The organism is Peribacillus simplex NBRC 15720 = DSM 1321 (assembly GCF_002243645.1).
Lineage (GTDB): Bacteria > Bacillota > Bacilli > Bacillales > DSM-1321 > Peribacillus > Peribacillus simplex.
In genome coordinates this window covers 3020084-3034321 of record NZ_CP017704.1, presented here as the reverse complement: position 1 = coordinate 3034321, position 14238 = coordinate 3020084, and the positions used below count along the sequence as shown (strand labels likewise).

Genomic DNA, 14238 nt, shown 5'->3' with positions numbered 1-14238 from the left:
ATCAAATGAATTGATACGGCTTGACGCGAGTCAGCTTTTTTATATGGACAGTAAATGAAGCACGGCTCACGATTTCAAAAATTTCAATTCCTTTTTTTCCTGTTCTGAAAGGATTGCCGTATAACTGCCATCATTATCTATTTCCAATTCTTTCACAAGATATTCCGGAAATTTCCCCTTCAATCCAGTGAGCAAACTTTCGCTTACTTCTGCGGATGCCAAGCATAAAACAGTTGGACCTGCTCCGCTTAGGGCTGCACCAAATCCACCTTCATTGAGGACAACTTCTTCAATAAGCGCTAAATGAGGGACCAACTCCGCTCTATATGGTTGATGGAAACGATCACTTTGCATCATTTCACCAACAAGCTTCCAATCTTTAGATAGAACTCCTGCCAGCAAAACATTTGCGGCTGCACTTCCGCTTATAGCATCTTTATAGGAAAGCGAATTCGGAAGGACATTTCTTGAATCCTCCGTAAGCAATTCAAAATCGGGAATGACAGCAATCACCTTAACTCCCTCGATCGGAAACGACACGACATCCGTTCTTTCATCCGTATGAAGGCCCACAACCAATCCACCATACACAGATGCCCCCGCATTATCCGGATGCCCTTCAAAGAGGGACGCATGCCTATTCTTCTCCTCATCGGATAAATGAAGTTCACCAACGATGTTCGCCAATTCAATCCCCGCCACAATGGCAGAGGCACTGCTTCCAAGACCCCGCGCCAGTGGAATTTCGCTAGAGACGAAAAGCCGGCATGGGGAAAGTTCCTTTCCATAGGAAGCCGCCGTTTCCTTGGCAATTTGGACGATATAATTACGATCATCCCTTGGAAAAACAGACATTTCCTCTGAAAGTGGAACGACTTCCCAATGATCTGATGAAGATCCGTGTATTTCCAAGTAAAGTCCTAGCGCCAAGCCGATGGAATCGAATCCTGGTCCTAAGTTGGCCGTACTTGCTGGTACACGGATCAAGAACATCTCTGATTCCGCACTCATGCCTGTTTCACACCCTGCAGATGTTCTAAAATGACCTCTTCATCCATTGGCAGCAATGTCGGTTGAATCGTGCTTGTATCGACTGCAACATTCGGATCTTTCAATCCATTTCCAGTCAATACAGCAACAATCTTACTTCCTTTTTTGATTTCACCGCTTTTTAATTGTTTATAGATTCCTGCAATGGAAGCACATGATGCCGGCTCTGCAAATACCCCTTCTTTTTTAGCGAGGAAATGATAGGCTTCCAGAATTTCTTCGTCTGTCACCTCATCAATTTTGCCTTTGGATTCATTTGCAGCTTCCACAGCAAAGTTCCAACTTGCAGGATTTCCAATCCGGATGGCTGTTGCAATCGTTTCTGGATTTTCAATAATGCTATCCCGGACAATTGCAGCCGCACCTTCAGCTTCGAACCCTCTCATTTCAGGAAGGCCCGTTTGTTTCGATTCGTTATATTCTTTAAACCCTTTCCAGTAAGCAGTTATATTACCAGCATTCCCGACTGGAAGCGCCAAAATATCCGGCGCGGAGCCGAGGGCATCACAAATTTCGAAAGCCGCTGTCTTCTGCCCTTCAATCCGGTATGGGTTGACCGAATTCACAAGAGTTATCGGTGAGCTCTCACTAAGTGAACGGACGATTGTTAAAGCCTGGTCGAAGTTCCCTTCGATTGAGATGATTTCCGCTCCATACATAACGGCTTGGGCAAGCTTGCCCATGGCTATTTTGCCTTCCGGGATGACAACGATACAGCGCAGGTTGGCACGGGCCGCATAAGCGGCTGCAGCTGCTGATGTATTCCCGGTGGAAGCACAGATGATCGTGTCGCTGCCCTCTTCTATCGCTTTGGCGACGGCCATGACCATTCCGCGGTCTTTAAACGACCCAGTTGGATTTGCGCCTTCATATTTTACATGTAAGTCGATTCCCCACTCTTCGGATAATCGATTCAGTCTGATTAAAGGTGTATTACCCTCCAAAAGGGTTAATGCAGGTGTGTTTTCATTAACGGGTAAAAAGTCTTTATACGTGCTTATAAGTCCTTGCCAGCTCATTTGATGTCCTCTCCTTCAACTCTGTATGTGCTTTTCACTTCTCTTACCATATTGTAATCATGTAATTTCTTTATTATTTGCTCAAATGCAGCCTTTGTCGCAGTATGCGTAACTAATACGATTTCGGAAGATTCCTTTTCATCCAGAGGCAATTGAAGGATTTTATCGAATCCTACCCCATGCTCGGCAAATAAATTCGTGATTCTGGCTAAAACGCCAACTTCATCTTGAACATGTAATCGAATAAAGAACTTAGCGAAAATCTCAGTGCCATCCTTTAATTGTTTCGGGTACTGAGGTGAAACGGCACTGCGGCCATTTACTCCCAGCCTCATATTTTTGATGACCGTCACCATATCCGAAACGACTGCAGTCGCAGTAGGAAGACTGCCAGCCCCCGGTCCGTAAAACATCGTTTCCCCTACGGCTTCCCCATAAACGTATACAGCATTATACTCATTATTTACCGATGCTAACGGATGTGCTTCCGGAAGAAGTGCAGGCTGGACACTTACTTCGACCCTATCCCCTGCCCTGGATGCGACGCCGATCAATTTCATTGTATAACCAAGCTTCTTACTATATCTCAAATCCTCTTCGGATATCTCGGTAATGCCCTGTACCTCAACATCATTCAAGCCAATGTTCATTGAGAACCCGAGTGTTGATAGGATCGCCATTTTACGGGCCGCATCCAATCCGCCTACATCGGCTGTCGGATCGGCTTCAGCAAATCCCAGCTCCTGAGCTTCCTTCAATACGTCATCATAAGCTCTGCCTTCCTTGCTCATTTTCGTTAAAATGAAGTTTGTCGTTCCATTGACGATTCCCATCATTTTCGTGATGCGGTCAGAAGATAGTCCATCGACAAGACCGCGTAAAATCGGAATTCCCCCTGCAACACTTGCTTCATAGAATAAATCACATTGATTCTCGGTGGCCAATTCCAGCAGTTCCGGTCCATATAAAGCCATTAGGTCTTTATTGGCCGTAACGATATGCTTTTTATTTTTTATCGCTTCTATCAGATAACCACGTGTTTCTTCGATTCCACCCATCACTTCTATTACAACATCAATCTCGGGATTCGAAAGGATATCCTCAGGATTGTCAGTTAACATTCCTTTATCGACCTCGACAAGCCGCTCCTTCGTCGTGTCTTTGACTAGTATCTTCTTAATGGATATGGAACAGCCCACTTGATGCATGAGCTTGTCCTGATGACTTTCAATGATTTGTACGACTCCTGATCCGACTGTACCTAACCCCAATAAACCGATCGAGATGGCTTTCATATTTGGTTCCCCCTTAAAAACTGTTTGTCTGAAGAAAACATTTGTATTTGTATAGTAGACATTATAAGTTTAATTCATATAATTATCAATAGTTAGAAAAGATGGATGCATGAACTTTTTTCATCCATCCCTTGAACGAGTAAGAACGGGTAAAGCTAATTTTTTTATGGGAAACCATTTTGATGATTATTAATTAACGCTCTTCAATGAATCATTTGTACCCATTACAATATGTGGCTTTTGCACGGGATCCATCCATTTCAGTAAACTGAGGACATTCTTTTCGGCTGTGGCTGTACATCCCGCCGTCGGCTTTGTAGCACCTCTCCATATATGAAGAAAGATTGCACTGCCTTTTCCTTTTTTGATGGGATTCGTATTATAATTGATGACCGCGCCATACCTATAGAGTTCATGATTCATCCTTTCAAAAGACTTCCATTTAACTGCAGGATTTCCTTTATAGGTTTTCCACTTGTTATAATCCTTGGATGTCTGATCATCAATCCAGTAGTCATATTTGGTCGTTTTCTTATAACTCATTTTCATTCCGGCCGGCTTCGTTTCGCTTCCAAAGGCCGTACCAAATGAATAAATACCAACCGGGGATTTCCCATCACCCTCTTTTTTGCTCTTCGTGAAGCCGTTCTTTCCAATGACACCCTCCATCTTCTTCAATGCCCGGCGCCATTCCCCTTGTTTCTTCTCATAAGTTTGGATCGTTACCTTCGTATCACTCATTGATTTACCTGTCACCGATACAACTTGGTTAACGCCTTTTCTCCTATCGAATTTCTTCAGATTAGCTTTTTCATCGGTACTGAAAACCTCTTTTACATCTGCCATATTGATATATGCGCTCTTTTTTGAGTGACAGACTTTATACCAGTTTCCAGTTCTCCCGCTTGCTGATAATTCTTTATTTTTCTTATAAGTTTTTAATGTTTTGCTTGCAGCCGACGCCTTTTCTTTCACATCCGCAGCAGACTTCATGACAATCTTGAATTGAGTTGCTTCGCAACTTGTTTTCGTTTCAGCTTTCGCAAGATTCGTCGTTTGGATGATTAAAAGGACTAAAAGGGCGGCCATCATCAATCTTTTCATGATCCCAACCTTCCGTAGTGATTAAATATCTAATTATTCTAAAAAATCTTGTTATCATCATAACATAGTAAGCAAGGATGAATCATATTTCTTTCCCGTTTTTATCTAAATCCAGTCAATTTTGGGCAAATCATATTGCTTGGCAGGGACCTCTGCCAATTCATAAAAATGTTTGAGGAAGGACTCATATTGTGGGGAGGATTTCGTGATCGAAGATATTTTATCCTCCAATTCATTAGACCTTGATTCCGACGTTTTTGAAAAATACTCTTCCACAGTTTCAAAATAATGAATGGGAAACAGCATCCTCGAATATAACAACCGCGCTGAAAAACTGGAGAGCGGTTCTATGGATTGATATTCGTGAAAGAAATGGCCAATGCCCCGTTGATGGGTATGCACATTTTGAAAATAGTGTTCCCTCACCCATTCCGCAACATCCCTGGTTCCATGGTCGAATACCCAATCGAACGGATTTTTGATCCACTTATTGCTTTTCCAGGTATCATGTAAAAAACGTTCATAACATACGGTTCCACTATCGACAATTTGCGGGGTATCATCAATTTCAGTGTCGACTAAATATTGAATCGCATTTTCACCTAGGACCATATAATAGGGAAAGGTTTCTATAAATAATTTTTCAAACTGGTTATCAGGATGGGCGTTGAGCTTATCCCGCCAAATCTTTTCTAACTGATCGATCCTTTGTTCCCAGAGTTCTTTCCATTTACCGATCCTTGAACATGTTCGAATCGTTTCATTAATATTTCTCCCACGCTGATGAAATCTTGCCAAACGTCTTCCTGGGTTGAAGTTTTTCGGACCTTCCAATGCCTGATTGGCAAGAAGGATGAATAATTGTTCATCCGCTTCCGAAACATAACTTCCATGATTGGCAAGGACAAAGGCGGATACGTGACGATCTCCTTGTGAAATCAGATGTTGAGACATTATATGCCGTTCAACTAATTCTTCCTGCTCCATATTTTCAATGGGAACGATGCTGTAAATCATATTCCCTGAACGGAAGCTTGGAAACCTGTTATTGGCCTCTTCAAGCTCCACCTGTATGCCATAATTATTAAAAATGATTTCTTCTATCATGGAATGGCCCCCTTCATCAAATGGATATAATAGAAATATGGACATCATATACTTATATATATGTGGAATAACCCGTTTTCTGAATGATTATCGAAACCTTATTAGAAATTCGAATCAAAACATCCTTCATGGGTTTTCATTTTAATCAAATCAAACTACCTGCATTAGAACTATCACTTTAAAATATAGAGAAATGGGTGATGACATGGCTAATATTGAACAATCAATGTCTGAAAAAACGGCTCGAAGATGGCTAATTGAACGAGGAGTGAAATTGGAGGATATCGCTGAGCTTGTCATGTATTTACAATCTGGCTACCATGAAAATCTCCAAATGTCCGATTGCCTTCACAATGTCGAACGGGTCCTTTCAAAACGCGAGGTCCAAAATGCCATCCTTACCGGCATTCAGTTGGATATTCTAGCTGAGAAAAAACTGCTCGAGGAGCCTCTGCTGAGCATCATTGAAATAGATGAAGGTCTATATGGGGTCGATGAAATATTGGCTTTTTCAATTGTGAATGTTTATGGATCCATCGGCTTTACCAATTATGGTTTCATCGATAAACAAAAGCCGGGTATCTTAAAATATTTAAACGATAAAAGCACAGGTAAGGTGAACACATTTTTAGATGATATCGTTGGGGCAATTGCAGCTGCCGCTTCAAGCCGGCTTGCCCATAGAACCGAAAATGCGGAATAGTAAACTTATGATATTCACGACATAAAAAAACCAGGGCTGCATTCGCAGGCCTGGTTTTTTTCATTCGAAGCGCCATAAGTCGAGGGTGTTCACCACATACGTCGGCTGCTCCTTATATTGCTTTAAGCGTTCTTTTGTCGTTACGCCAGTATGTACAAGCAGTGTATCAATCCCTGCATTAATGCCGGCAAGGATATCCGTATCATAGTTATCGCCAACCATGATTGTCTCTTCTTTAGGTACCCCTAATACTCTTAGTGCTTGCTCCACTATTACGGATTCAGGTTTTCCAATGAAAATCGGCTGTACCTGCGTCGAAACGGAAACAACGGAGGTCAAGGCACCATTCCCGGGCAAAAGGCCTTGCTCAGTAGGAATGGCAATATCACCATTGGTCGAAATGAAAACAGCGCCATTTCTTACAGCAAGACAGGCTTTTGACAACTTTTCATAATTGACGCCGCGGTCGATGCCCATTACCAGAAAGTCTGGATGCTCTTCCACAAGCGCCATTCCTTTTTCCTTAAGAGCCTCGATGATGCCTTCCTCACCCACCACATAGACCGATGCATCTTTCTTTTGTTCTGCTATGTAATTGGCAGTGGCCATGCTTGTCGTGAAAACCTGGTCATCTTCCGTCGATATGCCGATGCTTCTCAATTTATCCGCTACCTGTGCCGGAGTCCGGGATGAATTATTGGTGACGAATAAATAAGGGATATCCCTTTTCCTTAGGTCATTAATAAACCCTGCCGCTTCCGCAATTTGTTCAGTTCCGCGATACATGGTGCCATCCAAGTCAATTAAATATCCTTTATACGACTTCATTTGAATTCGCCTTCCTAACGCTGCTAGTTTTTAAAAGCTGATACAGGACCCAATTCATTTGTTAAATAGTTCCTTACCAAATCAGGGAATTGCTTGAATGCCTCTATATTTTCCGAAAATACGGCATGCAGTTCTTTGTGATTCACTTCAATGAAGTCTTGTACCAGCATTTTCCTTAATGGCAAAACCTTTTTGAATTGTATCGCTTTTGCTTCTGAAATCACTTTTTCATCTTGAAGGATATCGATAATATCTTCATAACTTCCTGGATCACGCATAATAAAACCATCAATTACCGCATTTCCTACATCCAACACGGAATCGATGGAAGTTTGTATGAGCCTTTCAGCGATAAGTTCCGAAAGGTCTCCATCCCAATTATCATGCCCTTCGAAAAGTCCAAGCTGCTTTTCAAGAAAACCTAATATTTGTTCAATCTTTTGGCGGTCTACAAAGTACATTTTTTTCCAGATCCTTTCTGATCTAAGATGATATAGGGAATCATTGGTTGAATGAGCGGCATAATTAAACCCTGTGCCGAACCAACCTTATTCCTTGATAATACCATAGCTTCTCCCTTACTCTCAATTCCTTCAACCACAACCTTTGTACCATCCAATTACTAACAGGAGCAGAATCTCCAATTCACGATCCCATTTATATTCTTAACCATTTTCACTTAATCGATGAACACCATGGTTGCTGGCGGTTCCTTTAGGATCATAAGGAAGGACGAAGTTCAGCCGGAAGCCCCGAAAAATGTCTGTTCCCCTATTGAAGTCACTTTGTTATGATGGAACTACAAATGTGAAGATAAGAAGGGAATGATAATATGGAAGATCGTTTTTATTTATACAATGACGTCATCGATTCAAAAACCCGGTTCATAAGTTTCATGGGAGAGGAATCAAGATTCGATTTGGCCATTACGACAACCGATCGTTTTTATGGGAAGAAGCTTGTATTAAATATGCAGAGTAATCGTTTCGCGATTATTGGACCTGATGATTTAGAAGAAGAAGGCTATCTTGAGCATGCCTTTCAGTTGTCAGAAGCGGAAGCCAAAGAACTAAGTCACTTTTTAATGGAAATCGTCTGAAAGCTGAAGCTTTTTTTCTTAAAAGGGGAACCTACTGAATGTACGATTACATGAGGGGGGATTACCTTGGGCAAAGAAGAAGAATACCACGATTTTTCCAATGTCGAAAAACAGAGGGATTATTTAATTCCTGAAGAATTTCCCGAAGGACCTTTTGGATCATCCATAGCAAAAGATGCACCAGTTCAGAATAAAAGCACCCCCTGGCAGGAAGGGCAACGATATCAGAGTGCCTTTAATTATGAAAATAAATCGTTACATGAAGGTATACCTCGAAATTATCCTGGTGCTCATCCGACACATGATGATTCAGAAAAAGATGAACAGCCTCCATATAAAGGATATGGAAACTCTTAACATGGAAGGCCAGAGTGAATTCTGGCCTTATTTCTTTATTTTCTTCACGACGAAATATGGACAGCCAAAATTGCAGTATTCATATAAATATTCACTAAGCGTGCTTATTTTCGTATCGAAGGTCGCTTTCTGATTAGAATCATCAAAAAATCCACGCAACCTCAATTGCCCGTAACCCCAATCCCCTACTATATAATCATACTTCGTCAAAATCTCACTGTATCTGGCTTTAAAAGCTTCTTCGTTATAGCCTTCCCTTTCATCCTCGATTATTTCATAGGTCATGTTATTGATGTTAATCATTGTTTTCACCTCTCATATAGACATTCCTTCTTTAAATTATAACTGATTCCCCATCAATTACTAAGCGAAAAATAGAGAAATATGTTCATCCTAAAGTTATGGGGGTGTTATTGATGAAAAAAACGATAATAACGATAGGTTTAAGCTCGATTATTGCACTAACCGGATGTGCTGACAAAGAAGAAGATCAGGGGCTCGGTGCAAAAAACAATGCCGGTAACCCAACAAACGTAAATAATCCAACTCAATATTATGACGAGGATTATCGTAATAAAGACAATAAAAGTGATGATTTCGGTTTTACCCGCACCAATAGTGCAACCATTGACGGCCGTAACATTTCCAACAAAGCTGCTTCCATTGACCGTGAACAACTTTCTGATGTCATTTCTAAACTGAGTGTTCAGATTCCAAATGTCAATGATGCCGCTACCCTCGTTACTGATGAGGAAGTGCTTGTCGTATATGATACCAATACCAAGGATCGGACGGAAACCGCAGACCAAGTTAAACGTACTGCCATGTCTATCGTACCTCGCTACTATCATGTCTACGTCAGTGATGATTATCAAGCCCTTGCCCAAGATGTCGAGAATTTCTCTACATTGAAATCCGGCAGTAAAGGGATCGACTATACGATCGAACAAACCATCAAAAGAATGCTGAAATCGCCTCAAGGATACAAAATGAGTGACGAAGAAAATGAAAACGGAGAAATGGTTAACGATAAAAGAGATCATCACGATAACATCCATCAAAAAATGGATAACCGCTGAATAAAAAAGGACCGAATTTTTTCGGTCCTTTATTTCACTCTATTTCAATAATTCTTCACCTTTGTTTTGCTTATGTTTTGCCGCAGCATTAACCTGTTCGTCTGCATGGTAGGAAGAACGGACAAGCGGACCGGATTCACAATGACTGAAGCCTTTTTCCAATGCACGTTCTTTCAATTCAGCAAATTCCTCAGGCGTGTAGTATTTCAGCACCTTTAAATGCTTTTTAGTCGGCTGCAAATACTGGCCGATCGTCATGATATCCACATTATTAGCCCGTAGGTCATCCATGGTCTCGAGGATTTCCTCCCGCGTTTCACCCAGACCTACCATTAAACTGGACTTTGTCGGGATTTCCGGATACAGTTCCTTGGCTCTTCTTAAAAGCTCCAATGAACGCTCGTACTTGGCCTGAGCCCGTACACGGTCGGATAAACTTCTGACAGTCTCTATATTATGGTTCAGGATATCTGGTTTAGCATCCATCAAAGTCTTGATATTTTCAAACACCCCGCCCATATCAGACGGTAATACTTCAATTGATGTAAATGGATTTTTGCGTCGGATGGCACGGACCGTTTCAGCGAAAACTTCAGCGCCTCCATCCTTTAAATCATCACGGGCAACAGCTGTAATGACGACATGCTTTAAATTCATCAAAACAACGGAATCGGCAACACGCTCCGGTTCAGCCCAGTCCAATTCGTTCGGACGTCCGGTTGTAACAGCACAAAAACGGCAAGCCCTTGTACAGATTTCACCTAAGATCATGAAAGTAGCCGTTCTTCTCACTGCCCAGCATTCGTGAATATTCGGACATTTTGCCTCTTCACAGACAGTATGAAGATTTTTCTCGCGCATCATATTTTTTAAACCGAGGTAATTTTCGTTAGTATTAAGCTTTATTTTCAACCAATCTGGTTTACGAAGAATTTCTTTATTTGTAGAAGACATGAAAATGCCACTCCATTCTATAGAAATTAACACACCCTACTTTAACAATAAAAAAGCATTTATACAAGTTATAGTTGGTTTCCCATTATTTATTTTTCATGTTTATAGCTAAATCAGCAAAACTATAAAAGATGGATGGACTGATGTCTTTTAATTATGGAAAATGTCATGAAAGGAGCCTGCCCCGTTGAAAAAATTATTCCTTCTTACCATAACTTGTTTGTTTATTTTGAATGCACCAGGCAAAGTGGCCAATGCTGCCGATACCCCAGATGCATATGCCGGGAGAATGGCGCTATATAAAAATATGGAGGCTACCCTCCAAATCCCGTGGTATTATCTTGCTGGAGCTGATCAATATGAGCATAGCCTTAGGGCTGCACGAAGAGATTTAGAGCCGGCAAAGGGTTTAATAGGCATCCACATCGAGCCTTCAAAGTGGAGCGGGGCTCTCAATCCTGACTTAAACGACGTGAACCCGCTCACGATCACATTTTTTGATGGGTTGGGCCAGGATGGCAATGGTGATGGAAAAGCTGATATCACTAATGATACCGATCGATTGTATGCTTTTTCGAAGCATCTCCAATCTTATGGTGCAGATGAAGATAATATCCGGATCGGCTTGTGGGATTATTATAAACGAGATAAAGCCGTCAGCATCATTATCGGCAATGCCGAGATTTATAAGAAATATGGCCGGCTGGATTTACAGGAAAAGGCCTTCCCGGTTCCAGTACGGACCCACTATACGTATTTAAATACATGGGGAAGCGCTCGTGGATGGGGCGGAAGGAGAATCCATGAGGGCACTGATATTTTTGCGGATTATAGCCTTCCCGTTCGTTCCACGAGCTATGGAATCATTGAAATGAAAGGCTGGAATAAATTTGGCGGTTGGCGGATTGGGATACGGGATTTAAATAATACCTATCATTACTTTGCCCATTTAAGCGGCTTTGCCAAAGGGTTGAAAGTCGGACAAATCGTCGAGCCCGGACAAGTCATCGGAGGTGTCGGCAGTACAGGTTATGGCCCTCCAGGAACTTCCGGAAAATTCCCTCCGCATCTTCATTACGGGATGTACAAAGACAACGGAATCACAGAATGGAGCTTTGACCCTTACCCCTATTTAAGATTGTGGGAAAGGAAAGATCTGGCTAAAAGGCAAAGGTGAGCGGCGTGATTTTACGCTGCTTTTTTTTGATTCGAACATAAACCCCTGAACTTGATGCATAGGTATTAGTAAAGGGGGCTAAAGCGTGTTCCGAAAAAGATTTCGACCGAAGAAATTCAAAAAAAAGGGGCCTCTTCCCACCCGAAAAGTATTTCTCTATTCTTTTATCCTGTTTATCATATCAAGCATCATGACTCTTTGGTACGTGGACAAATCAATCGAACCCGTGATCATGAGTGTAGCCGAATATGAAATCAAACGGATTGCAACGGAAACGATTCATGAATCGGTTGATGAGAATATAGCGAAGGTTGATATGAACAAAATCATCACCAACAACAAAGGTGGTAAGGACTCCAGTTCTTCCTATAGCTTCAATCCGGTCATATACAGTGAATTGCGGGCTAACATTACGAAGGATATTCAAAAGAAGCTTGGCATCAAACAGGGAAATCCCTTTAAAACAGGTTCAGCCAAAATAAATGATGAACAATATAATAGTGTGGTCTATTATATACCATTTGGTGTCGTAACCGGGAATAACCTCCTTTCCAATTTCGGACCTGAAATACCGGTGAAAATGTCAGTCATCGGAAATGTTGAATCGGATTTGAGGACAAAACTGACAAACGCGGGCATCAATAATGTTTATTATGAATTGATTGTGGATTTTGATGTCAATATTCAAATCGTCATCCCCTCTTTTACAAAGGAGACCAAGGTGAGTCAGGAAGTGACAGTCGGAAGCCTGCTGATCGAAGGTGATGTTCCAAGTTATTTTAGTAACGGAAACGGTTCGGTGGCACCTGCCATCATGAAGGAAAACAAGGAATGAAAAAACCAGCTTATCCTTGAGGTTAGGCTGGTTCTTGTATATTGAGACATTTCATGATTAGCAAATGCAGGTTTTTATTCAAGTCCACTTCATAAGGCTCTTTTATCTGCTCCCCATCTTCTTCAAGTATCCTTATCATGGGGCGGTCTCCTATCCCCTCATTTTGAGCGGATACTACCCCTTTTCTCCCATCATTCAATTCGACGGATAGACCATTTGGATAAATGGCAACCGCTCGGCGGAAAGCCTCGATGATCGTATTGTCGAACTTTTTCCCGACGCCGGCATAAAGGACTTCCAATCCCTGATGCGGCAGCATGGCCTTACGGTAAACCCGGTTGGAAGTCACGGCATCAAACACATCGGCAACAGCAATGATCTTGCCGAAATAATGAATTTCATCCCCTTTTATCCCACGGGGATATCCAGATCCATCTAACCGTTCATGATGCTGATAGGCACAATTCGCAACTAAAAGTGAAACGGTATGAACATTTTTGATTAGATGAAATCCATAATCCGCATGTTTTTGAATTTGTTCAAACTCCTTTTCAGTCAGCTTACCGGGTTTACGGAGGATTTCCAAAGGCACGAGCATTTTGCCGACATCATGTAAAATCGCTCCCAGCCCAAGAATTTCGAGGTTTTTATTATTGATATTCAATTCCATCCCAATCGCCAAGGTATATAAGGTCACATTGAAGGAATGAGTAAAGATATAGTCATCGTATGTATAAACGTCGGCCAATAAAGTCATTAACTCTTTATTCCTTTTCAGTTCGTCCATGATGTTTCGGACTATTTGAGTGAACTTGACGTTAGCCTGCTCTATCGCGAATGATCCATCAAGGTTCATTTTGTTTTTCATGTCCAGGAAAGTGGTTTCAATCGTATTAATGGCTTCTCTTCTTAGTTTCCCGGCCACTGGGGGCATTGGAATAATGTCATCCGTCCTGGAATCTTGAATGTAAACAAAGGGAATATTAAGGGACACCAGTCGATTGATCATTTTCTGCGTTAATGTAAGACCCTCGCACAATAGGATATGGCCCCGCTCATTATAGATGTTTTTACCGAGCCTTGCTCCAGGGCTTAGGGACTTTGTAATAGCTAGCCTCATACTTGTACTCCATTTCCCCATTCAATATTTGTAAATCAAACCGTTTCCTTCCTTTATAAGGATTATCGGAAAATATCTTTATAAATGAATCTGTTTGAACATATTTATTGAAAAAATATCAGCATTTTCTTTGATAAAAAAATAAGGCCCCCTTCTGGAAAAAAGAAAGCCCACCTTTTCAAATCATTTTGATTAATGCGTCTTTAACAATCATTCCTGGATAAATTCCCTTTTCCACAGCCTCCCAGGTGACTGATTCAAGCGGCGCTTCCAATAGCTCTTCAATCGATTTAACTCCTGTAGCCCTCCCTGCAAGGATTTTACGATCTTTCAATTTATCATTCAGCAGTCCAACATCTAACGCACCGCACATTATATACCCTTTTTCGGACGTGACAGCAAGTAAATTCGTTTTGGGAAGTCGGACAGAAATGGCTAGGAATGTATGATTATCAAGAATTATTGGTATCATGTTAATCAATTGGTTTCGCCCCTTTCTTCCCCATACTTT

General features: G+C 41.5%; 17 protein-coding genes. 6 read left to right on the top strand and 11 right to left on the bottom strand.

The genetic code is table 11. The features are described from left to right. Nucleotides 1-66: 66 nt before the first annotated feature. From thrB to yutH, 5 genes are all read right to left on the bottom strand, one after another. The gene (thrB, locus tag BS1321_RS14485; protein WP_063234043.1) at nucleotides 67-1011 is read right to left on the bottom strand and encodes a homoserine kinase; all 945 of its coding nucleotides are present in this window, start codon (nucleotides 1009-1011) and stop codon (nucleotides 67-69) included. Further along, complete coding sequence (gene thrC, locus BS1321_RS14480; RefSeq protein WP_063234042.1) at nucleotides 1008-2069, bottom strand: threonine synthase; 1062 nt, start codon at nucleotides 2067-2069, stop codon at nucleotides 1008-1010. The genes thrB and thrC overlap by 4 nt, the downstream gene beginning before the upstream one ends. Further along, complete coding sequence (locus BS1321_RS14475; RefSeq protein WP_063234041.1) at nucleotides 2066-3364, bottom strand: homoserine dehydrogenase; 1299 nt, start codon at nucleotides 3362-3364, stop codon at nucleotides 2066-2068. The genes thrC and BS1321_RS14475 overlap by 4 nt, the downstream gene beginning before the upstream one ends. 189 nt (nucleotides 3365-3553) lie before the next feature. Then, nucleotides 3554-4468, bottom strand: coding sequence for a L,D-transpeptidase family protein (locus BS1321_RS28170; protein ID WP_232522691.1), 915 nt, complete (start codon nucleotides 4466-4468; stop codon nucleotides 3554-3556). A gap of 105 nt (nucleotides 4469-4573) precedes the next feature. Further along, entirely contained in the window at nucleotides 4574-5575 is a 1002-nt protein-coding gene (yutH, locus tag BS1321_RS14465; protein ID WP_063234040.1) for a spore coat putative kinase YutH, read from the bottom strand. A gap of 205 nt (nucleotides 5576-5780) precedes the next feature. On the opposite strand from yutH, the gene BS1321_RS14460 reads away from it, so the two are divergent. After that, nucleotides 5781-6278, top strand: a complete 498-nt coding sequence (locus tag BS1321_RS14460) for a phosphatidylglycerophosphatase A family protein (protein WP_063234039.1) — start codon at nucleotides 5781-5783, stop codon at nucleotides 6276-6278. A 60-nt stretch (nucleotides 6279-6338) separates the two neighbouring features. Here the strand turns inward: BS1321_RS14460 and BS1321_RS14455 are convergent, their stop codons facing one another. Both BS1321_RS14455 and BS1321_RS14450 read right to left on the bottom strand, forming a co-directional pair. Then, complete coding sequence (locus tag BS1321_RS14455; RefSeq protein WP_063234038.1) at nucleotides 6339-7106, bottom strand: TIGR01457 family HAD-type hydrolase; 768 nt, start codon at nucleotides 7104-7106, stop codon at nucleotides 6339-6341. Between the two features lie 23 nt (nucleotides 7107-7129). Beyond that, the gene (locus BS1321_RS14450; RefSeq protein ID WP_063234037.1) at nucleotides 7130-7567 is read right to left on the bottom strand and encodes a DUF86 domain-containing protein; all 438 of its coding nucleotides are present in this window, start codon (nucleotides 7565-7567) and stop codon (nucleotides 7130-7132) included. A gap of 371 nt (nucleotides 7568-7938) precedes the next feature. On the opposite strand from BS1321_RS14450, the gene BS1321_RS14445 reads away from it, so the two are divergent. Together BS1321_RS14445 and BS1321_RS14440 are read left to right on the top strand one after the other, a co-directional pair. After that, the gene (locus BS1321_RS14445; RefSeq protein WP_063234036.1) at nucleotides 7939-8205 is read left to right on the top strand and encodes a DUF3055 domain-containing protein; all 267 of its coding nucleotides are present in this window, start codon (nucleotides 7939-7941) and stop codon (nucleotides 8203-8205) included. 66 nt (nucleotides 8206-8271) lie between these two features. Then, entirely contained in the window at nucleotides 8272-8562 is a 291-nt protein-coding gene (locus tag BS1321_RS14440; protein ID WP_063234035.1) for a hypothetical protein, read from the top strand. Nucleotides 8563-8589: 27 nt separating this feature from the next. On the opposite strand, the gene BS1321_RS14435 is transcribed toward BS1321_RS14440, so the two are convergent. Further along, nucleotides 8590-8865 carry a YutD family protein gene (locus BS1321_RS14435; RefSeq protein ID WP_034310177.1) on the bottom strand — a complete coding sequence of 92 codons (276 nt, stop codon included), beginning with the start codon at nucleotides 8863-8865 and terminating at the stop codon, nucleotides 8590-8592. A gap of 113 nt (nucleotides 8866-8978) precedes the next feature. Between BS1321_RS14435 and BS1321_RS14430 the strand changes: the two genes are divergently transcribed. Beyond that, nucleotides 8979-9641, top strand: coding sequence for a YhcN/YlaJ family sporulation lipoprotein (locus tag BS1321_RS14430; protein WP_063234034.1), 663 nt, complete (start codon nucleotides 8979-8981; stop codon nucleotides 9639-9641). 39 nt (nucleotides 9642-9680) lie between these two features. Here BS1321_RS14430 and lipA read toward each other — a convergent pair whose 3' ends face one another. Then, entirely contained in the window at nucleotides 9681-10595 is a 915-nt protein-coding gene (lipA, locus tag BS1321_RS14425) for a lipoyl synthase (protein ID WP_063234033.1), read from the bottom strand. Between the two features lie 187 nt (nucleotides 10596-10782). Here lipA and BS1321_RS14420 point away from each other — a divergent pair, with 187 nt between their 5' ends. Both BS1321_RS14420 and yunB read left to right on the top strand, forming a co-directional pair. Next, the gene (locus BS1321_RS14420; protein ID WP_375781418.1) at nucleotides 10783-11772 is read left to right on the top strand and encodes a M23 family metallopeptidase; all 990 of its coding nucleotides are present in this window, start codon (nucleotides 10783-10785) and stop codon (nucleotides 11770-11772) included. Between the two features lie 85 nt (nucleotides 11773-11857). After that, nucleotides 11858-12607 carry a sporulation protein YunB gene (yunB, locus tag BS1321_RS14415; RefSeq protein WP_063234032.1) on the top strand — a complete coding sequence of 250 codons (750 nt, stop codon included), beginning with the start codon at nucleotides 11858-11860 and terminating at the stop codon, nucleotides 12605-12607. 22 nt (nucleotides 12608-12629) lie between these two features. Here the strand turns inward: yunB and BS1321_RS14410 are convergent, their stop codons facing one another. Together BS1321_RS14410 and BS1321_RS14405 are read right to left on the bottom strand one after the other, a co-directional pair. Then, on the bottom strand, nucleotides 12630-13727 hold the full coding sequence (locus BS1321_RS14410; protein ID WP_063234031.1) for an HD-GYP domain-containing protein: 1098 nt from the start codon (nucleotides 13725-13727) through the stop codon (nucleotides 12630-12632). Nucleotides 13728-13905: 178 nt separating this feature from the next. Further along, nucleotides 13906-14208: a YunC family protein gene (locus BS1321_RS14405; RefSeq protein WP_063234030.1), complete on the bottom strand. Its 303-nt coding sequence runs from the start codon at nucleotides 14206-14208 to the stop codon at nucleotides 13906-13908. Nucleotides 14209-14238: the final 30 nt, after the last annotated feature.

Coding starts and splice junctions, on each gene's coding strand:
- BS1321_RS14410 (WP_063234031.1), bottom strand. CDS start 13,727: ATGAGGCTAGCTATTACAAAGTCCCTAAGCCCTGGAGCAAGGCTCGGT.
- BS1321_RS14455 (WP_063234038.1), bottom strand. CDS start 7,106: ATGAAGTCGTATAAAGGATATTTAATTGACTTGGATGGCACCATGTAT.
- BS1321_RS14475 (WP_063234041.1), bottom strand. CDS start 3,364: ATGAAAGCCATCTCGATCGGTTTATTGGGGTTAGGTACAGTCGGATCA.
- BS1321_RS14435 (WP_034310177.1), bottom strand. CDS start 8,865: ATGATTAACATCAATAACATGACCTATGAAATAATCGAGGATGAAAGG.
- yutH (WP_063234040.1), bottom strand. CDS start 5,575: ATGATAGAAGAAATCATTTTTAATAATTATGGCATACAGGTGGAGCTT.
- BS1321_RS14430 (WP_063234034.1), top strand. CDS start 8,979: ATGAAAAAAACGATAATAACGATAGGTTTAAGCTCGATTATTGCACTA.
- BS1321_RS28170 (WP_232522691.1), bottom strand. CDS start 4,468: ATGAAAAGATTGATGATGGCCGCCCTTTTAGTCCTTTTAATCATCCAA.
- BS1321_RS14460 (WP_063234039.1), top strand. CDS start 5,781: ATGGCTAATATTGAACAATCAATGTCTGAAAAAACGGCTCGAAGATGG.
- BS1321_RS14450 (WP_063234037.1), bottom strand. CDS start 7,567: ATGTACTTTGTAGACCGCCAAAAGATTGAACAAATATTAGGTTTTCTT.
- BS1321_RS14445 (WP_063234036.1), top strand. CDS start 7,939: ATGGAAGATCGTTTTTATTTATACAATGACGTCATCGATTCAAAAACC.
- lipA (WP_063234033.1), bottom strand. CDS start 10,595: ATGTCTTCTACAAATAAAGAAATTCTTCGTAAACCAGATTGGTTGAAA.
- thrC (WP_063234042.1), bottom strand. CDS start 2,069: ATGAGCTGGCAAGGACTTATAAGCACGTATAAAGACTTTTTACCCGTT.
- thrB (WP_063234043.1), bottom strand. CDS start 1,011: ATGAGTGCGGAATCAGAGATGTTCTTGATCCGTGTACCAGCAAGTACG.